The organism is Streptomyces sp. NPDC093795, from assembly GCF_044764665.1.
Classification (GTDB): Bacteria; Actinomycetota; Actinomycetes; order Streptomycetales; family Streptomycetaceae; genus Streptomyces.
Genome location: NZ_JBIWIO010000003.1, coordinates 594,802 through 612,670 on the forward strand (window position 1 = coordinate 594,802; position 17,869 = coordinate 612,670).

At 74.3% G+C, this 17,869-nt stretch carries 13 protein-coding genes; 6 read left to right on the forward strand and 7 right to left on the reverse strand.

From position 1 onward, the window contains the following. Window positions 1-8: 8 nt before the first annotated feature. Window positions 9-2,387, forward strand: coding sequence for an ATP-binding cassette domain-containing protein (locus ACIRB7_RS11525; protein ID WP_403595764.1), 2,379 nt, complete (start codon window positions 9-11; stop codon window positions 2,385-2,387). Between the two features lie 28 nt (window positions 2,388-2,415). Here the strand turns inward: ACIRB7_RS11525 and ACIRB7_RS11530 are convergent, their stop codons facing one another. Then, entirely contained in the window at window positions 2,416-3,732 is a 1,317-nt protein-coding gene (locus ACIRB7_RS11530) for a D-alanyl-D-alanine carboxypeptidase family protein (protein ID WP_403595766.1), read from the reverse strand. Window positions 3,733-4,318: 586 nt separating this feature from the next. Between ACIRB7_RS11530 and ACIRB7_RS11535 the strand changes: the two genes are divergently transcribed. After that, window positions 4,319-6,271, forward strand: coding sequence for an NAD-binding protein (locus tag ACIRB7_RS11535; RefSeq protein ID WP_403595769.1), 1,953 nt, complete (start codon window positions 4,319-4,321; stop codon window positions 6,269-6,271). Window positions 6,272-6,319: 48 nt separating this feature from the next. Continuing rightward, window positions 6,320-7,570: a cytochrome P450 gene (locus ACIRB7_RS11540; RefSeq protein WP_403595773.1), complete on the forward strand. Its 1,251-nt coding sequence runs from the start codon at window positions 6,320-6,322 to the stop codon at window positions 7,568-7,570. A gap of 35 nt (window positions 7,571-7,605) precedes the next feature. Here ACIRB7_RS11540 and ACIRB7_RS11545 read toward each other — a convergent pair whose 3' ends face one another. The 5 genes from ACIRB7_RS11545 to ACIRB7_RS11565 all read right to left on the reverse strand — a co-directional run bounded on the left by ACIRB7_RS11545 (window position 7,606) and on the right by ACIRB7_RS11565 (window position 12,625). After that, complete coding sequence (locus ACIRB7_RS11545; protein ID WP_360792917.1) at window positions 7,606-7,851, reverse strand: hypothetical protein; 246 nt, start codon at window positions 7,849-7,851, stop codon at window positions 7,606-7,608. Window positions 7,852-7,913: 62 nt separating this feature from the next. Continuing rightward, the gene (locus tag ACIRB7_RS11550; protein WP_403595776.1) at window positions 7,914-8,390 is read right to left on the reverse strand and encodes an NUDIX domain-containing protein; all 477 of its coding nucleotides are present in this window, start codon (window positions 8,388-8,390) and stop codon (window positions 7,914-7,916) included. 88 nt (window positions 8,391-8,478) lie between these two features. Beyond that, complete coding sequence (locus ACIRB7_RS11555; RefSeq protein ID WP_403595779.1) at window positions 8,479-9,684, reverse strand: FAD-dependent oxidoreductase; 1,206 nt, start codon at window positions 9,682-9,684, stop codon at window positions 8,479-8,481. Beyond that, window positions 9,681-11,111, reverse strand: a complete 1,431-nt coding sequence (locus tag ACIRB7_RS11560; RefSeq protein WP_403595782.1) for an FAD-dependent oxidoreductase — start codon at window positions 11,109-11,111, stop codon at window positions 9,681-9,683. Before ACIRB7_RS11560 ends, ACIRB7_RS11555 begins: the two co-directional genes overlap by 4 nt. Continuing rightward, window positions 11,108-12,625 carry an FGGY family carbohydrate kinase gene (locus ACIRB7_RS11565; protein ID WP_403595785.1) on the reverse strand — a complete coding sequence of 506 codons (1,518 nt, stop codon included), beginning with the start codon at window positions 12,623-12,625 and terminating at the stop codon, window positions 11,108-11,110. The genes ACIRB7_RS11560 and ACIRB7_RS11565 overlap by 4 nt, the downstream gene beginning before the upstream one ends. A gap of 303 nt (window positions 12,626-12,928) precedes the next feature. Between ACIRB7_RS11565 and ACIRB7_RS11570 the strand changes: the two genes are divergently transcribed. Then, window positions 12,929-13,903, forward strand: coding sequence for a hypothetical protein (locus tag ACIRB7_RS11570; RefSeq protein WP_403595788.1), 975 nt, complete (start codon window positions 12,929-12,931; stop codon window positions 13,901-13,903). Between the two features lie 59 nt (window positions 13,904-13,962). Continuing rightward, window positions 13,963-15,501, forward strand: a complete 1,539-nt coding sequence (locus ACIRB7_RS11575) for an amino acid permease (RefSeq protein ID WP_403595791.1) — start codon at window positions 13,963-13,965, stop codon at window positions 15,499-15,501. Window positions 15,502-15,547: 46 nt separating this feature from the next. Here the strand turns inward: ACIRB7_RS11575 and ACIRB7_RS11580 are convergent, their stop codons facing one another. Further along, complete coding sequence (locus ACIRB7_RS11580; protein ID WP_403595794.1) at window positions 15,548-16,303, reverse strand: GntR family transcriptional regulator; 756 nt, start codon at window positions 16,301-16,303, stop codon at window positions 15,548-15,550. 184 nt (window positions 16,304-16,487) lie between these two features. On the opposite strand from ACIRB7_RS11580, the gene ACIRB7_RS11585 reads away from it, so the two are divergent. Further along, complete coding sequence (locus tag ACIRB7_RS11585) at window positions 16,488-17,828, forward strand: DUF2252 domain-containing protein (protein WP_403595796.1); 1,341 nt, start codon at window positions 16,488-16,490, stop codon at window positions 17,826-17,828. The last annotated feature ends 41 nt before the right edge of the window (window positions 17,829-17,869 follow it).

Here is a 17,869-nt window from a genome sequence, read left to right on the forward strand (position 1 = left end):
TGGCTGCCATGGACAAGCAGCCTCCCCACCCGGCCGACCGGCACGACCTGATCCGCGTGCACGGGGCCCGCGAGAACAACCTCAAGGACGTCAGCATCGAGATCCCGAAGCGCCGGCTCACGGTCTTCACGGGCGTCTCCGGCTCGGGCAAGAGCTCCCTCGTCTTCGACACGATCGCCGCGGAGTCCCAGCGGCTGATCAACGAGACGTACAGCTCCTTCGTCCAGGGCTTCATGCCGACCCTGGCCCGCCCCGAGGTCGACGTGCTCGACGGGCTGACCACCGCGATCATCGTCGACCAGCAGCGGATGGGCGCCGACCCCCGCTCCACGGTGGGCACCGCCACCGACGCCAACGCGATGCTCCGCATCCTCTTCAGCCGCCTCGGCAAGCCGCACATCGGCCCGCCCAGCGCGTACGCGTTCAACGTGCCCTCGGTCCGGGCGAGCGGCGCGATCACCGTCGAGGTCGGCAACAAGAAGGCCGTGAAGGCCACCTTCAACCGCACCGGCGGCATGTGCCCGCGCTGCGAGGGCCGGGGCAGCGTCTCCGACATCGACCTCACCCAGCTCTACGACGACTCCAAGTCGCTCGACGAGGGCGCGCTCACCATCCCCGGCTACACGCCGGGCGGCTGGAACTACCGGCTCTACAGCGAGTCCGGGCTCGTCGACGCCGCCAAGCCGATCCGCAAGTACACGAAGAGGGAGCTGCACGCCTTCCTCCACCACGAGCCGACCCGGATGAAGATCGCGGGCATCAACATGACGTACGAAGGGCTGATCCCGCGGATCCAGAAGTCGTTCCTGGCCAAGGACAAGGAGGGGATGCAGCCGCACATCCGGGCGTTCGTCGAGCGCGCCGTCACCTTCACGACCTGCCCCGAGTGCGACGGCACCCGCCTCGCCGAAGGAGCCCGGGCGTCGAAGATCAAACGGATCAGCATCGCCGACGCCTGCGCGATGCAGATCAGCGACCTGGCCACCTGGGTGCGCGGCCTCAAGGAACCGTCGGTGGCGCCGCTGCTCACGGCGCTCCAGCTGACGCTCGACTCGTTCGTGGAGATCGGCCTCGGCTACCTCTCCCTCGACCGGCCGGCCGGCACCCTGTCCGGCGGTGAGGCCCAGCGCGTCAAGATGATCCGGCACCTGGGCTCCTCGCTCACCGACGTCACCTACGTCTTCGACGAGCCCACCATCGGTCTGCACCCGCACGACATCCAGCGGATGAACGACCTCCTGCTCCAACTGCGCGACAAGGGCAACACGGTGCTCGTCGTCGAGCACAAGCCCGAGACGATCGCGATCGCCGACCACGTCGTCGACCTCGGCCCCGGCGCCGGTACGGCGGGCGGCTCCGTCTGTTTCGAGGGAACCGTCGAGGGTCTGCGGACCGGAGGCACCGTCACCGGCCGCCACTTCGACGACCGGGCCGGCGTCAAGGACACGGTGCGCGAGCCCACCGGCACCCTGGAGATCCGGGGCGCGACCACGCACAACCTGCGGAACGTCGACGTCGACATCCCGCTCGGGGTGCTCGCCGTCGTCACCGGAGTCGCCGGCTCCGGCAAGAGCTCCCTCGTGCACGGTTCCCTGCCCCACGGCTCGGGGGCCGCGGGCGAGGACGTCGTGTCCATCGACCAGAGCCCGATCCGCGGCTCGCGCCGCAGCAACCCGGCGACGTACACGGGACTGCTCGACCCGATCCGGAAGGCGTTCGCCAAGGCCAACGGCGTGAAGCCCGCGCTGTTCAGCGCCAACTCGGAGGGCGCCTGCCCCACCTGCAACGGCGCGGGCGTCATCTACACCGACCTCGGGATGATGGCCGGCGTCTCCTCCACCTGCGAGGACTGCGAGGGCAAGCGGTTCCAGGCCTCGGTCCTCGAATATCTCCTCGGCGGCCGTGACATCAGCGAGGTGCTCGCGATGTCCGTGACCGAGGCCGTGGAGTTCTTCGGCGCGGGCGAGGCGAGCACCCCGGCCGCGCAGCGCATCCTCGCCCGGCTCGCCGACGTCGGACTCGGCTACCTCAGCCTCGGCCAGCCGCTCACCACGCTGTCCGGCGGCGAGCGCCAGCGGCTCAAGCTCGCCACGCACATGGGCGAGAAGGGCGGCGTCTACATCCTCGACGAGCCGACCACCGGACTGCACCTCGCGGATGTGGAGCAGCTGCTCGGCCTGCTCGACCGGCTCGTGGACTCCGGGAAGTCGGTCATCGTCGTCGAGCACCACCAGGCGGTCATGGCCCATGCCGACTGGATCATCGACCTGGGCCCCGGCGCCGGTCACGACGGTGGCCGCATCGTCTTCGAGGGAACCCCCGCCGAGCTCGTGGCGGCCCGCTCCACCCTCACGGGGGAGCACCTGGCCGCGTACATCGGCGCCTGACGGCACGCGAGGCGGCCCGGACGTCCGGTCAGGGCGCCCGGTGGCCCGTCCTGCGCCGGCGCCCCCACAGGGCGAGCGCCGCCGCGCAGGCCGAGCCCACCAGGGTCAGGGGCAGAGCGGCGGACGCGGGCGAAACGGCTCCCTCCTCCGCCGGGTCCTTTCCGGACGCGAGCGCCGCCTCCGCCCCGGCGCGTGGCGCCGGGCCGTCCGCCGCCGGGCCGTCCGCCTTCGCCCCGGCGCGCGGCGCCCGGCCGGCGGCCTCCGTGTCGCGTCCGTCCCCGGGCGCCGTCACGGCCCTGGTGCCGGGATCGGCCGCCGCCTTCGTCCGTACGGGCAGCAGCGAGCCCACCGGCTGGACCCGTCCCGCCGCCCCGAAGCCCCAGTCGAGGAGTTCCCTCGCCTCCTCGTAGACGGCGAGCCCGCCGCCGCCCTGCGGGTTCATCACCGTGACGACCAGGGTCCGGTCGCCGCGCCGGGCCGCGGAGATCAGCGTGTTGCCCGCGTTGCTCGTGTAGCCGTTCTTGATCCCGATGAGCCCGGGGTAGCGGGCCACCCCGTCCGCGCCCGTGAGCAGCCGGTTCGTGTTGGCGATGCCGTACGACCAGGAGCCCGCCGGGAAGTCCGCGTACGCCGTCGAGCAGTACCGGGTGAACGCCGGGTCCTGGAGCCCGGCCCGGCCGAACACCGCCAGGTCGTACGCCGAGGACACCTGCCCCGGGGCGTCGTACCCGTCGGGCGACACCACGTTCGTGTCCAGGGCGCCCAGGGACCGGGCCTTCTCCTGCATCTGGCGGGCCGTCGACTCCCAGCCGCCGTTCATCGCGGCCAGGACGCGCACCGCGTCGTTCCCGGAGCTGAGGAACACCCCGTTCCACAGGTCGGAGACCTTGTACGTGTACCCCTCCTTCACCCCGACCAGGCTGCTGCCGTCCCCGATCCCGGTCAACTCGGAATCGGCCACGGTGTGCTGCGCGGAGGGGTCGTGGCGGGGGAGCGCGGTGAGGGCGAACAGCGCCTTCAGGGTGCTGGCCGGCGGCAGCTTCCGGTGCGCGTTCCGCGCGGCGAGCACCTCGCCGGAGGAGGCGTCCGCCACCACCCACGACAGTGCGGAGACCGAGGGCACCTCGGGGGCGCCCGGCAGCCGCTGCACCTGCGTGCCCCTCCGGGCGAGCCGCGCGGGGTCGACGTACTGCCGCGCGGGTGGCGTGGGCTCCCCGACCACGCCGACGTGGGCGGCGGAGCCCGCCGGGGTGACAGGAGCGGCGGCGGCCGCGGGGACGGGCAGCACCAGCAGCACCGCCGCGGTGCCCACGGCGGTATGACGGACAGCTGACATGACGATCATTCAGCCACCGTAGGAAGGCGGAGCGGGAGGCGCAGATCGGAGTGCGCCGACCGGGGTAGCGGATGCGGCGTACGGCGGCGCGTCGTGAGCCCGCCCGGGTGGCGGAGGGACGCCGCGGCGAGCAGACCGTGCGCGGCGGCGCCCGGGGCCGCGGCCGCTCCCACGATCGGGCCGAGCCTCGCGCCCTCGGGCGGACGGTGGTGCCTCGGGCCGAGCCTCGCGCCCTCCCGATCGGGCCGGGCCGGCGGCGGCGTCCGGGGCGAGAGCACCGGCCAGGACCCGAAGGCCGGGACCGCCGGGCCTCGCGTCCGCTGATCGCGCCGGGCCTCGCGGCGTATGGGATCGGGGCCGGGACCCGGGCCGGGCCCGCCGCGTTGTCGGTGCCGCAGGGCATCCTTGTGACGTGCCCTCACATCCGTACCAGAGCAACGCGGTTCCGGCAGGAGCCACCGGAGTCACTCCCGTCGAACCTGCCCCCCGGTCCGTCCCGGGCCCCGCCAGGCCCCCGGGGGCCTCCGCCGGCGGCCCCTTCGGCGCGCCGACCCTCCGGGGCGATCGGCAGCCGCGTCAGGCGCCGGCCGGGCACATGATCGTCTGCGGGGACGACGCCCTCGCGCACCGCCTCGCGGGCGAACTGCACGAGGTGTACGGCGAGCAGGTCACCCTCCTCGTACCGCACCGGCCGGACGCCCCGCCCACCCCCATCGCCCGGGCCGGCCGGGCCCTCGCCCTCTTCGGGCGGGTCACCGCCGCCGTCACCCGCACCACCGGTGCCACCACCGCCCCGGCCGGGGGCGTCGCCGACGGCGGTGAGCCCACCGGCACCCTCCGCGTCGTCGAGGCCGCGGAGGCGGACGACCGGGCCCTGACGGACGCCGGGGTGGAGCGGGCCGCCGCGCTCGCCCTCGTCCACGACGACGACGAGACCAACATCCGGGCCGCGCTCACCGCCCGCCGCCTGAACCCCCGCCTCCGCCTGGTCATCCGGCTCTACAACCGCAAGCTCGGCCAGCACCTCGAAACCCTCCTCGACCAGGCCGCCGCCGTCGCCGAACCCGGCCTCGACCCCGAGAAGCTCGACGCCGCCACCACGGTCCTCTCGGACGTCGACACCGCCGCCCCCGGCCTCGCCGCGGCCGCCGTCGCGGGCACCAGCAAAGTGGTCCAGGCCGGGGGACTGCTGCTGCACGCCGTCGAGCGCCCGCCCACCGCGGGCGAGGCCCCCGACCCCGGCCTCTGCACGCTCGCCCTGCTCTCCGCCACGGCCGGCGACCCGGCGGGCTGCGAGGGCTCCGAACGCAGCGGCGACGAGGGCCCCCGGCTGCTGCCCGACGACCGGACGGTCGCCGCCGCCACCGGCCGCGCCGCCGTCACCCTCGAAGCGGTCACCCCGGCGGGACCGACCCTCTCGCCGGGCCGTCTCGCCGCCTCCGCGCTGCCCGTCGCCTCCCTCTTCTCCCGCCGGCTGCGCTGGTCCCTGGCCGGAGCGGCCGCCGCGGTCCTCGCACTCGCCCTCGCCTCCACCTTCACCACCGGCGACCACCCCCTGCACGCGGCCTATCTGACGCTCCTCGACATCTTCGCCATCGGCGAACCGGCCCTGGAGGAGTCGACCAGCCGGCAGGTCCTCCAGATCCTCGCGGGGTTCGTCGGACTGCTCCTGCTGCCCGTGATCGTCGCCGCCCTCATCGAAGGCCTCGGCACCTTCCGTACGGCGACCACCCTGCGCAGACCACCGCGCAGCCTCTCCGGACATGTCGTCCTCCTCGGTCTCGGCAAGGTCGGCACCCGCGTCCTCGCCCGGCTGCGCAGGCTCAACATCCCGGTGGTGTGCGTCGAGTCCGACCCGGAGGCCCGCGGCGTCGCCGTCGCCCGCAGGCTCCGCGTCCCCACCGTCATCGGCGACGTCACGGAGGAAGGCGTCCTGGAGGCCGCCCGGATCCACCGCGCCCACGCCCTCCTCGCCCTGACCAGCGTCGACATCACCAACCTGGAGGCCGCGCTCTCCGCCCGCGCCGTCACCCCCGACCTGCGGGTCGTCCTGCGCCTGTACGACGACGACTTCGCCACCGCCGTCTTCCGCACCCTGCGCACCGCCCACCCGGCGGCCCTCACCCGCAGCCGCAGCGTCTCCCACCTCGCCGCGCCCGCCTTCGCCGGGGCCATGCTGGGCCGGCAGGTGCTCGGCGCCGTCCCGGTCGAGCGCCGGGTCCTCCTCTTCGCCGCCGTGGACGTCAAGGACCATCCGCTCCTGGACGGCCTCACCGTGGCGGACGCCTTCCACGCGGGCGCCTGGCGGGTCATCGCCCTCGACGGAAGCGCCACGGCCGCCGGTACGGCCACCGGGGCCGGTTCCCGCTCCGGCGCCGGGGGGCAGGGCTGGCGGCTGTGCCCCGAGCGCGTCCTCGGACCCGGCGACCGGGTCGTCGTGGCCGCCACCCGCCGTGGCCTGGCCGAACTCCTCGGCAGGGGCGGGGGACCCGACCGGCCGGGCGACGACAGCGCCCTCGACAACGCCGTACGCACGGCACAGAGTTGACCGTAGAATCCGACCGCTCACACCCCTCGGCCGTCAGGAGTTCCCGCCGTGAACACACCGCACAGCGCCGCCTCCGGCCGGCCGCCGCACCGCCTGGACCCGGCCGGCGGCTGTCCGCACGCGGCCAACGCCCGGCTGCTCGCCGAGGGCGCCGTGGCGCCGGTGGTCCTGCCCGGCGGCATCGAGGGCATGGCGGTACTCGGCCATGACGCCCTGCGTGACTTCCTCTCCCACCCCGACGTCGCCAAGGGCGCCCAGCACTTCACCGCCCTCACCGAAGGCCGCATACCCGACGGCTGGCCCCTGCGGACCTTCGCCATCGTCCCCGGCATGACCACCGCGGACGGCGCCGACCACCGGCGGCTGCGCACCCTCGTCAGCAGCGCCTTCACCGCCCGCCGGGTCGAGGAACTCCGCCCGCGCGTCGAGACGGTCACCGCCGGGCTCCTCGACTCGCTCGCCGAAGCCGCAGACGTCGGCGACGGCGTCGCCGACCTGCGCCGCCACTACGCGCTTCCGCTGCCGCTCGGCGTCATCTGCGAACTCCTCGGCGTCGACCCCGCTCACCAGGACCGGCTGCACCGTCTCTCCAGCCTGGTCGTCGCCACCGACACCGAGCCCGCGCGGGCGGTCGCCGCCAACCGTGAACTCGTCGAACTCCTCGCCTCCATCGTCGGGGAGAAGGCCGCGGCCCCGGGTGAGGACCTCACCAGCGCCCTCATCGCCGCCCGGGACGAGGACGGAGACCGGCTCAGCGAGCCCGAACTGATCGGCACCCTGCTCCTGCTGATCATCGCCGGACACGAGACCACCCTGAACCTGGTCACCAACGCGGTCCGGGCGCTCTGCGCCCACCGTGACCAGCTCGCCCTGGTCATCGAGGGACGCGCCACCTGGTCCCACGTGGTGGAGGAGACCCTCCGCTGGGACAGCCCGGTCAGCTACTTCCCGTTCCGCTACCCCACGCGCGACCTCACCATCGACGGCACCCTCGTCCCCCGGGGCACCCCCGTCCTGGCCGGCTACTCGGCGGCGGGCCGGGACCCGAAGGCCCACGGCCCGGACGCCGACCGCTTCGACCTCACCCGCGCCGGGGCGGTGAAGCACCTCTCGCTCGGCCACGGCCCCCACTACTGCCTGGGCGCCCCGCTCGCCCGGATGGAGGCCGCCATCGCCCTCGAGGCGCTCTTCACCCGCTTCCCGGACCTGGACCTCGCCGTCCCGGAGTCCGAGCTGCCCCGTCACTCCGGCTTCGTCGGCAACAGCGTCAGGACGCTCCCCGTCCGGCCGGGTGGCTGACGGCCCCCACGTGGGTCGTGGGAGCCGGGCGGGGCTCAGCCGGCGCGCCCCCACGCGCTCGCGGGGGAGGCCCGCAGCGAGGAGACGAGCCGCAGCAGCCGGTCCTCGTTCCCGGCGAGGCCCGCGGCGCGGAGCGCCTCGTCCGCCTCGGCCATCGGGTTCGTGAGCATCACCCCCGCGTACGGGGCGAGCTGGGGATCGGTCAGAACGGCCTGGGTGGATTCGAGCAGCCGCAGGTACGCCTGGGCGGCGGCGCGCTCGCTGGCGGTGATCGTGGTCATGTCGGGCTCCCTCTCGACAGTTCGGCGCTGACCACCCTCTCGTACGGGTCTGACAATCGTCCTCAGCCCCGCCCGTCGAGATGCGTCACCAGCCGTTCGAGGAAGACCCGCTGCCCCGCGACGAGCAGCGGAGCGGCCTCCTCCGGGGCGAACCAGCCCACTCGGTCGATCTCCGGGAACTCCGTCAGGACACCGGACCGGGGCGGCCATTCCAGGGTGAAGGTGCCCGGTACGACCGCGGCCGGGTCGAGCGTGCCCTCCACGGCCCAGACGGTGACGAGTTTTCCGTTGCGCTGCCGGCTCTCACCGAGATCCGACCACTCGCCCTCGGGGGCCGGAAGCCCCAGCTCCTCCTGGAACTCGCGGCGCGCCGCGACCTCCGGAGCCTCGTCCGGCTCGTACTCCCCCTTGGGGATCGACCAGGCGGCCTGCTCACGGGACGCCCAGTAGGGCCCGCCCATATGACCGATGAGGACCTCGACGCCACCGTCCGTCGTACGGCGGAAGACGAGCAGACCCGCGCTGCGCTTCTCCGGCATGCCGCCCAGTGTCGCCGAAGAGCCGCACCCCCGCAGCGGCGCAACACACCGGCCCGCGCACCCCCGGCTCACACGCCCCGCACTCCCCTCACTCCTCCGCGCTGATCACCACCGGGCCGCCCGCCGGATCCACGCCCCTCGTCCAGTGCGGCGGCAGCCGTACCGAACGCCACGGAGCGAGCACCCCGCTGAGCCGCTCCCGCCGCAGCGGGGTCCCGTCCTGAGCGGCGGTCAGGACCGGCCGTACGAGCCGGCGCTCAGGACGGACGAGCAGCGGGACCGCCACCGGACCCAGGAGACCGGGCGAGACCCATCGCAGCGGCCCCTCCGCCACCACCGGCACTCCGGTCACCGGCGAGGAACCTCCGTCGAGCCGCTCCCGTACGGCGGCCGCCACGGCCCGACCCTCGGCTGCGGCCACCAGCGCGGGTTCCACCCCGTGCAGGAGGTTGCCGACCGCGAAGACCCCGGGCTCGGCGGTGCGGAAGGCCCCGTCCACGGCAGGGCCGCGCGTGCCCGGGGCGAGCGGCAGCCCGCAGGCGCGGGCCAGTTCGTGGTCCGGGATCCAGTCGCCCGTGAAGACCACCGTGTCGCACCGCAGCACGGCCGCACGGCCGTCCCCGCACCGGACCGCCACCCCGGTCAGCCGGCCGCGCCCGATCAGCTCCGTCACGACCGCCCCGGCGAGTACCGGGAGCCTTCCGAACGCGGCCCGTCGTACCGGGTGTTCGCTCACAAGGGCGGCCACCTCCACCCCCGCCGACCGCAGCGTCCGCACGGCGGCGCGGGCCACGGGATCGCCGCCGACGACCACCGCCCGCCGCCCGATCCGCTCCGGCCGGGCACCGAACCGGCACACCGTCCGCTGGAGCTCGCCCGTGGTCAGCACCCCGGCGGGCCGTGAGCCCGGTACGAGCCGGGCGCTGCGGGGCCGTTCACGCGCGCCCGTGGCGAGGATCACCGCACGGGCCCGGACGCGTTCGAGCCCGGTCGGGGCGGTGACGTCGAGGGTCAGCGGACCTGCCCAGCCGGTCGCCGACACACCGGTCCGTACGGTCGCCCCGGCCCGCAGCGCCGCCCGCAGGGCACGCCGCGCGTACGCCGGGCCGTCGAGGGGGCGGCCCAGCGCGTCCGCCCCGAATCCCGTACCGGCGCAGTGCCGTGGCACCCCGCCGGCCGCCTCCTCCCGTTCCAGGACCTCGACGCGGCCCGCGCCCGCCGCCGCCAGACGGGCCGCCGCGGCGAGCCCGGCGGGCCCCGCGCCCACGACGAGCACGTCGACCGTACGGTTCACCGCGAGCCCTCCCCGTACTCCTCGACGTACTCCTCGAACAACGCCCGCACCTCCGCGCCGCAGTAGTGGCCCTGGCAGCGGCCGCCACGCGCGCGCGTGCGCCGCCGCAGCCCGTCGAGGCCCCCCGGCGGGATCGTCGAGGTGAGCGCGGACCGGATCTCGCCCCGGGTGACCCGCTCGCAGTGGCAGACGATCGAGCCGAAGTCGGGGTCGCGGGCGATGAGCCGGGCGCCCCGGTACGGGCGGGCGAAGGCCTCCCCGAGGTTCGGCATACGGAGCGGGGCGAGCGGCCGTTCGGGACCCGGGTCGAGCCCGCAGTCGGCGAGCAGCCCGCGCACGTGCTCGGCGATGGCCAGGGACGCGGTGAGCCCGGTGGAACGGATCCCGCCCACCGTCACGTACCGCAGCTCCGGGTGGGCGGTGATCCGGTAGTCCTCCTGCCCGGTGGCGGCCCGCAGCCCCGCGTAGACGGCCGTGACCTCCTCGTCGAGGAGCGCCGGGAGGATCCGGCCGCCCTGTTCACGGAGTCCGGCGAGTCCGTCCGCCGTCGTGCCGGTGGCGGTCTTGTCGTCCAGGTCCTCGGCGGTGGGCCCGAGCATCACGTTCCCGTACACCGTCGGCGCGATGAGCACGCCCTTGCCGAGGGGGCCGGGTACGGGCAGCAGGATGTGCCGGACCAGGTCACGGGCGAACTTGTCGAACACGAGCAGCTGCCCCCGGCGCGGGGTGACGGTGAAGTCCTCGCGTCCGACCAGCGCGTCGAAGGCGTCGGCGTGGAGCCCGCAGGCGTTCACGAGGTGACGGGTCCGCAGCACCCCTCGCCCGGTGACGATCCGGTGGTACGGATCGCCCGGACGTACCTTCTCCACCTGGCAGTTCAGGTGCAGGTCCACCCCGGAGCGCACGGCCTGCGTGGCGTACGCGAGGGTCGTCGTCCACGGGCAGATCACCGACTCGCCCGGGACGGCGAGCGCGGCGAGCGCCCCGTGGCCCAAGTGTGGTTCCCTCGCGCGGAGTTCGGAGGCGGAGAGCAGCCGGGTCGTGCGGTGTCCGTTGCGTTCGGCCTTCTCCGCGAGGCGGGGGAGGGTGGCGCGCTCCTGCTCGTCCCAGGCGACGAGGAGGGCGCCGAGCGGCTCCACGGGGATGCCGGTCTCCCGCGCGTACGCCGAGAGGAGCCGGTGTCCGTCCCGGACGAGCCGCGCCTCCAGGGAGCCGGGGACGGCGTCGAAACCGGTGTGCAGGATGGCCGTGTTGGCCTTCGACGTACCGTCGCCGACGTCGTTCGCCGCCTCCACGAGCGCGACCCGCAGCGGGTGGCGGGCCAGCGTGCGGGCGATGGCGGAACCGACGACTCCGGCGCCGACGACCACGACGTCGTACGTCGCGTCGGCGCCCGCGGGGAGGGGGCCCGTGCGGGTGACGCTCATACGGAACCGGAACCCTCGCCGCTGGAACCGGCACCACCGGCACCACCGGCACCACCAGTACCGCCGCCGGGCCCCGCCCCCGCCCGTTCCACCGCCGCCTCCACCTCGTCACGGAACCGGCCGAGCCGCGCCGCCGCCTCGTCGCCCGAGATCCTCGGCTCGTACACCGCCGACGGCTTCCACTCCGGTACGGCCTCGCGGAGCGTGAGCCCCGGGTCGTGCCCGAGCCGGGCCACCGCGCCCACCCCGAGCGCCGTCGCGTCGGGTGACGAGGAGACCTCGACCGGGAGTTGAAGGAGGTCCGCCTGGGTCTGCATGAGCAGCGCGGACCGGGTGAGCCCGCCGTCGGCGCGCAGCGAGGTCAGGGGAGCGCCCCGGTCGGCGGCGACGGCGGCGGCGAGCTCGACGACCTGGGCGGCGATGCCCTCGCACAGGGCGCGCACCAGATGGCCCGGCGTGGTGTCCAGGCCGAGGCCGGTGAGCGAGCCGCGCACGTCGCCCCGCCACCAGGGCGCGGCCAGCCCCGCGAGGGCGGGGACGAAGGTGACCCCGCCGGTGTCCGGCACTCCGCCGCCGACCGGGTCGATCTGCTCCGCCCCGGCGATGACGCCGAGGTCGGTGAGCCAGCGCACGGCCGAGGCGACCGTGTACACCTGGCCGTCCAGACAGTGGGTGACACGTCCGCCGAGCCGCCAGGCGACACAGCTGACGAGGCCGGAGGCGGCGCGCCGGGGCACCGGCCCCGTCCGGGCGAGGAGGAAGGCGCCCGTACCGTACGTGCACTTGGCGGCGGCCGGGTCGTCGGCGCTCTGGGCGAGCAGCGCCGCCTGCTGGTCCACCAGGAGGCCGGTGAGCGGCAGCGGCGGCCCGAAGGCGCTCGTGGTGCCGACGGGCGTGTCGCAGTCCACGACCCGGGGGAGCCGTTCGCCGCCGAGGCCGTAGAGGTCGAGGGCGGTCTCCGACCAGGCGACGGTGTCGAGGTCGAGGAGCCCGGTCCGGCCCGCGGTCGCCGCGTCGGTGACGAAGGCGCCCGTGAGCCGGTGGACGAGCCAGGCGTCGCTGGTGGTGACGACGCCGGCGCCGGTGCCGTGGCGGCGGATCCAGGCCATCTTGGGCGCGGCGAAGTAGGGGTCCACCGGAAGCCCGGTGAGGTGCCGCAACCGGTCGGCGTGGGCGTCGAGTTCCGCGCAGATCCCGGCCGCCCTGCGGTCCTGCCACACCAGGGCGTCGGTGAGCGGTTCGCCGGTGGCGGGGTCCCAGGCGAGGACGGTCTCGCCCTGGTTGGCGAGGCCCACGGCCACGACCGCGGTGCCCGCGTCGGCGAGCGCGGCCCGCCCCGCGGCGACCACGGAGTCGTACAGCTCACGCGGGTCGACCTCGACCAGGCCGCCCGGCAGATACCGGGGCCGTACCGGGGCCGTACCGCTGCCGACGACTCCGCGTTCGGGACACAGGACGAGGGCCTTGGTGCCCGAGGTGCCCTGGTCGACGGCGAGTACCGGGCCGCCCGTCATCGTGCCGCTCCTGTCGCTGGACCTCTCGGTGACCGGACGGTCACCGAAAGGGGTCAGGGTGCCGTCGCGACGGCCCTTCGTCAAGCCTCGGCGGATGACCCCGTCAGGTCCGCCGCGGCCGCCTGACAGTAAGTCAAAATCGGTCGCTGGCTGGATAGTTACGGTCGGGCAAGAAAGTGGACCGGTCGCATCCAGCGCCCTCTATAGTGATCGCCGATCAACGGCCGGGACGCCCGCCGGGGGACTGACCACCCCCTCCACCCACCGAGGACCCATGTCATCCACACCACGCCCCACCCCCTGATGGCCGGACACGGCTTCCGGCCCGTCTACCACCCCGCGGGCCACGACCACGCCCTGCGCAACGCCGTCCAGGACTTACGCACCGGCCGCTGGGTGGCCATGGCACGGCTTCTCGGCGAGACGGCGGACTGGGACAGCTGGACCCGGCGCACCCAGGTCCTCGCCGCCGTCGCCGCCGGCACCGACGTCGTCCACACCTGGCGTGCCGAGCAGCCCGACAACCTCGCCGCCACCGTGATGCACAGCCGCGTCACGGTCGAGCGGGCCGTACGCGCGCACCGCGCCGGCCACCCCCGCACCAGGGAACTCTGGCAGGAGGCCGGGACCGCCTGCCGCGAGGCCGCCGATCTCGCCCCCGCCGACCCGGTGCCGTGGGTGGGCCTGCTCGCCCTCGCCGCACTCGACGTACACCAGCGCATGGCCGACCACCGGCTCTCCCCGCCGGCCCCCATGCTGCCGCCCGGCCCCTGGGGTCTGCTCGCCGAGGCGGAGAAGCGCGCCCCGCACAACCGCGAAGCGCACCACCGCATGCTGCAGTTCGTCTACGCCCGGCGCCCCGGGCCGCTCTCCGAGGCCGTCAACTACTGCCACTGGGCCGCCTCCTCCGCACCCGTCGGCTCCGCCCTGCACGTCCTGCCGCTCTATGTGCGCGTCGAGCGCTACCGGCGGGAGCGCGGCCACGAGCGCGCCCTCGACCTCCACTGGGTCGCGGAGGACGCCGTACGTGAAGCCCGGCGCGCCCTCGACACCTGGTTCCTCTTCTGTGCCACCGACGAGGCCTCCCTGCTCGACCTCAACCACCTGGCGCACGGCCTCTTCGGCGCCCTCCGCTTCGACGACGCGGCCCGGGTCTTCGACTCGCTCGGCCCGTACTACACGACGCTGCCGTGGGCGTACCGGACTCCCCACCCGGACGACCGCGCACTCGCCGAAGAGGTCTTCCTGCGCGCCCGCGCCCGCTGTCTCGGCGGCTGACGCCCCGGCACACCCCCTGCTTTCCGGACTGCCCGCTCACCCCCGTCCCCGGAGGAACGATGTCACGCACGGCCGCCCCCACCGACGCGATACGCAAGCCACCCCCGGCCGCCGCCCAGGACGAGGAGGCGCGGCTGAGAGAGCTCGGCTACCAGCCCGTCCTCGCCCGCCGCATGGGCGGCTTCGGCAACTTCGCGATCAGTTTCTCGGTCATCTCCGTCCTCTCCGGCTGCATGACCCTCTACGGCTTCGGCATGGGCACCGGCGGCCCCGCCGTCATGCTGTGGGGCTGGGCCGGCGTCGGCCTCTTCGTGCTGTGCGTCGGCCTCGCCCTCGCCGAGGTCACCAGCGCCTACCCGACCTCCGGCGCCCTCTACTACATGGCGGACCGGCTCGGCGGACGCCGCTGGGGCTGGTACACGGGCTGGCTGAACCTGCTCGGCCTGCTCGGCGCGATCGCCGGCATCGACTACGGCGCCGCGCTCTTCACCGGCGCCTTCCTCAACCTCCAGTGGGGCTTCGAGCCCACCGCGGGCTCCACCTTCCTGATCTTCCTCGCGATCCTGCTGCTCCACGCCGTCCTGAACCTCTTCGGCGTCCGGCTGGTCAGCGTGCTCAACTCGATCAGCGTCTGGTGGCACCTGGCGGGCGTGGCGCTCATCGTCGGCGCTCTCACGTTCGTCCCCGACCGGCACCAGTCCGTCGGGTTCGTGTTCACCGAGTTCGTCAACGACACCGGCTGGGCCAACCCCTTCTACGTCGCCGCGATCGGCCTGCTCCTCGCCCAGTACACCTTCTCCGGCTACGACGCCTCGGCCCACCTCTCCGAGGAGACCTCCAACGCCTCCGTCGCCGCCGCCAAGGGCATCGTCCGGGCCATCTGGGTCTCCTGGATCGCCGGATTCGCCCTGCTCGCCGGATTGAGCTTCGCCATCCAGGACTACACCGCCACGCAGAACAGCGCCACGGGCGTCCCGCCCGCCCAGATCTTCCTGGACGCGCTCGGCAACGGCGGTGCCACTGCCTTGCTCCTCGTCGTCATCGTCGCCCAGCTCTTCTGCGGCAACGCCGAGGTGGCCGCCGCCAGCCGGATGGTCTTCGCCTTCAGCCGTGACAACGCCCTGCCCGGCTCGGCGATCTGGCGCAAGGTGAGCGGACGCACCCAGACCCCGGTCCCGGCCGTCTGGCTCGCCGTGGCGGTCGCCGCGCTGCTCGCCGTCCCCTCGCTGTACTCCGCCACCGCCTACGGCGCCGTCACCGCGATCAACGTCATCGGCATCACGCCCGCGTACGCCATCCCGATCTACCTGCGGCTGCGCGCCGGTGACCGGTTCACCCCCGGCCCGTGGAGCCTGGGCCGCTGGAGCAAGCCGATCGGCTGGACGGCCGTCGTCTGGGTGGCGATCGTCACCGTGCTGTTCTGCCTGCCGCAGAAGGCCCCGGTGACGGTCGACACCATGAACTACGCCGTGATCGCGCTCGCCGTCGTCCTGGTCCTGGCCAGCGTCTGGTGGTACGTCGCCCGCCGCTCGTACGGGACACCGACGGCGTACGGCACCGCCCGCGAGGAGGCGGAGATCTCGGAGGGCATCGTCTGACGGGGCCCGGTTCCCGTCCCCGTACCGGACGGGAACCGGGGCGCCGTCAGCCGCTGAACTCGTAGGTCCAGGCCGCCGACCGGGCCGAGAAGTCGATGTCCGTGATCTCCAGGGCGTGCCCGTGCTGATCGCTCACCACCCGGTGGACGAGCAGCCGGGCCGCGCCGCCGTCCGCCGCGGTGGCCGGGCCGGGCGGAACGGCGACCGACTCCCGGTGGGTGATCCGCAGGCCCGCCTGGTGCATCCAGTGGTAGAGCAGCCGCAGATCCGGCTGCTGACGGCTGTCGCGGTACCGGCGGTACCGGGACAGCTGGGGGATCTCGGTCAGCGCCGGCCGGGAGAACCACGACACCGCCCGCTGGAGCGCCGCGCCGTGCGGCCCGAGCACGACGTGCCGGTGGACCAGCGTCGGCTCGCCCGGTACGAGCAGCAGTCGCGCCGCGAGCGGGGTGGGTGGCGGCTCCCAGGTCAGGGAGGCCCGCACCAGCGCCTCGGCCGCGCGGGGGCCGCCGGGGAACGTCGGCCGGCGGGCCGTCAGGGCCGGGACGACCGGCTCGCCGCCGGCTCCGGCGGCGGCGAAGGTGCCGCGCCGGTCGGTGACCACGAGCCGCTCGTCCCGCAGGAGCTGGAGCGCGCTGCGTACGGTCTGCCGGTTGACGTGGTACCGCTGGGACAGGGATCGTTCCGAGGGGAGACGGCTGCCGGGGGCGATGTGCCGGTGGGCGAGATCCTCGCGCAGCGCGGCGGCGACCCGGAGATAGAGCGGCGCCTCCGCCGGCGCCTCGGAATCGGGCTCGGCCATGATCAGACCCTCTCTTCGCTCAGCGTGACCGCATGGGCCGTGTGGGTGATCAATTCCTATCATTGGTCTAAACCATTTTGCTAGACCACTTCGGCAGAGTGGCCGAAACGAACGCCGCGCCGTGTAATGAGGTACCAGGTGGCGGGGACGAGACCGCGGCGGCGGAAGAGGCGGGTGAGGCCGGATGACGACACCGTCGGAGCGCGCCGCACGGGGCAGAGCGGCCCGCAAGCACACCCCCCGCTCCTCCCACGGCCGCTGGATACCCAGCTCCGAGCGCCCGCACCCGATCGACGTGCTCGAACGCCAGTCCCGCGACCGGCTGCCCGATCTCGTCCCCCTCCGCTACGGCCGGATGGCGACGTCCCCCTTCGCCTTCTTCCGCGGCGCCGCCGCCGTCATGGCCGCCGACCTCGCCGCCCAGCGGCACACCGGGCTCACCGTCCAGCTCTGCGGCGACGCCCACCTCCTCAACTTCGGGGTCTACGCCTCACCCGAGCGGACGCTGCTCTTCGACGTGAACGACTTCGACGAGACGCTCCCGGGCCCCTTCGAATGGGACGTGAAGCGGCTCGCCGCCAGTGTCGCCGTCGCCGCCCTCCAGAACGGCAGCACCCGTCCCAAGGCCCACCGGGCGGCCCTCCTGGCGACCGAGTCGTACCGGACGACCGTGCGCCGGCTGGCCGGCCTCGGGGAGCTCACCGTCTGGTACGAACGGATCGCCGCCGACGACCTCCTCCCCCTCGTCCACCGCGACGAACGCGCCCGCTTCGCCGACCGCCTCGCCCGCGCCCGCCGGCGCACCAGCCTCCAGGCCCTGGGCAAGCTGACCGAGGCCGACCCGGCCGGGGTCCGGCACATCGTCGACGACCCGCCGCTCCTCGAACGCGCCACGGACATCGACCGGGTCACCCTCGGCAAGATCTTCAGCGACTACCGCAGCTCGCTCGCCGAGGAGCGACGGATCCTCCTCGACCGCTACCGCTTCCGTGACGCCGCCCGCAAGGTCGTCGGGGTCGGCAGCGTCGGCACCCGTTGCTTCGTCCTCCTCCTCGAAGGCCGGGACGAGGGCGACCCGCTCATCCTGCAGATCAAGGAGGCCGGCCCGTCCGTCCTGGAGACGTACCTGGCGCCGAGCGCGTACAGCCACCAGGGACGCCGGGTCGTCTGCGGCCAGCGGCTCATCCAGGCCGCGAGCGACATCTTCCTCGGCTGGATGACCGGCCCCGAGGAACGCCACTTCTACTGGCGCCAGCTACGCGACATGAAGGGCTCCGCCGAGGTGGAGACCATGTCCCCGGCCGCGCTCAGGGACTACGCGCAGCTCTGCGGCCGGGCCCTGGCCCGCGCCCACGCCCGCACCGGGGACCGCATCGCGATCGCCGCCTACCTCGGCGGTTCCGACGTCTTCGACCGCGGTGTCGCCGACTTCGCCCTCGCCTACGCGGGCCAGAACGCCGACGACTACGCGGCACTCGGCGCCGCCATCGCCGCGGGCATGGTGACGGCGGCGCCGGATGCCTGAGGACTGCCGAGGGCTCTCCGCGATACCCAGCGCCGGGCGCG

What these genes read in the sequence shown, in the direction of transcription:
- ACIRB7_RS11525 (WP_403595764.1), top strand. Translation starts at nt 9, where the DNA reads ATGGACAAGCAGCCTCCCCACCCGGCCGACCGGCACGACCTGATCCGC.
- ACIRB7_RS11530 (WP_403595766.1), bottom strand. Translation starts at nt 3,732, where the DNA reads ATGATCGTCATGTCAGCTGTCCGTCATACCGCCGTGGGCACCGCGGCG.
- ACIRB7_RS11535 (WP_403595769.1), top strand. Translation starts at nt 4,319, where the DNA reads ATGATCGTCTGCGGGGACGACGCCCTCGCGCACCGCCTCGCGGGCGAA.
- ACIRB7_RS11545 (WP_360792917.1), bottom strand. Translation starts at nt 7,851, where the DNA reads ATGACCACGATCACCGCCAGCGAGCGCGCCGCCGCCCAGGCGTACCTG.
- ACIRB7_RS11550 (WP_403595776.1), bottom strand. Translation starts at nt 8,390, where the DNA reads ATGCCGGAGAAGCGCAGCGCGGGTCTGCTCGTCTTCCGCCGTACGACG.
- ACIRB7_RS11560 (WP_403595782.1), bottom strand. Translation starts at nt 11,111, where the DNA reads ATGAGCGTCACCCGCACGGGCCCCCTCCCCGCGGGCGCCGACGCGACG.
- ACIRB7_RS11565 (WP_403595785.1), bottom strand. Translation starts at nt 12,625, where the DNA reads ATGACGGGCGGCCCGGTACTCGCCGTCGACCAGGGCACCTCGGGCACC.
- ACIRB7_RS11570 (WP_403595788.1), top strand. Translation starts at nt 12,929, where the DNA reads ATGGCCGGACACGGCTTCCGGCCCGTCTACCACCCCGCGGGCCACGAC.
- ACIRB7_RS11575 (WP_403595791.1), top strand. Translation starts at nt 13,963, where the DNA reads ATGTCACGCACGGCCGCCCCCACCGACGCGATACGCAAGCCACCCCCG.
- ACIRB7_RS11580 (WP_403595794.1), bottom strand. Translation starts at nt 16,303, where the DNA reads ATGGCCGAGCCCGATTCCGAGGCGCCGGCGGAGGCGCCGCTCTATCTC.
- ACIRB7_RS11585 (WP_403595796.1), top strand. Translation starts at nt 16,488, where the DNA reads ATGACGACACCGTCGGAGCGCGCCGCACGGGGCAGAGCGGCCCGCAAG.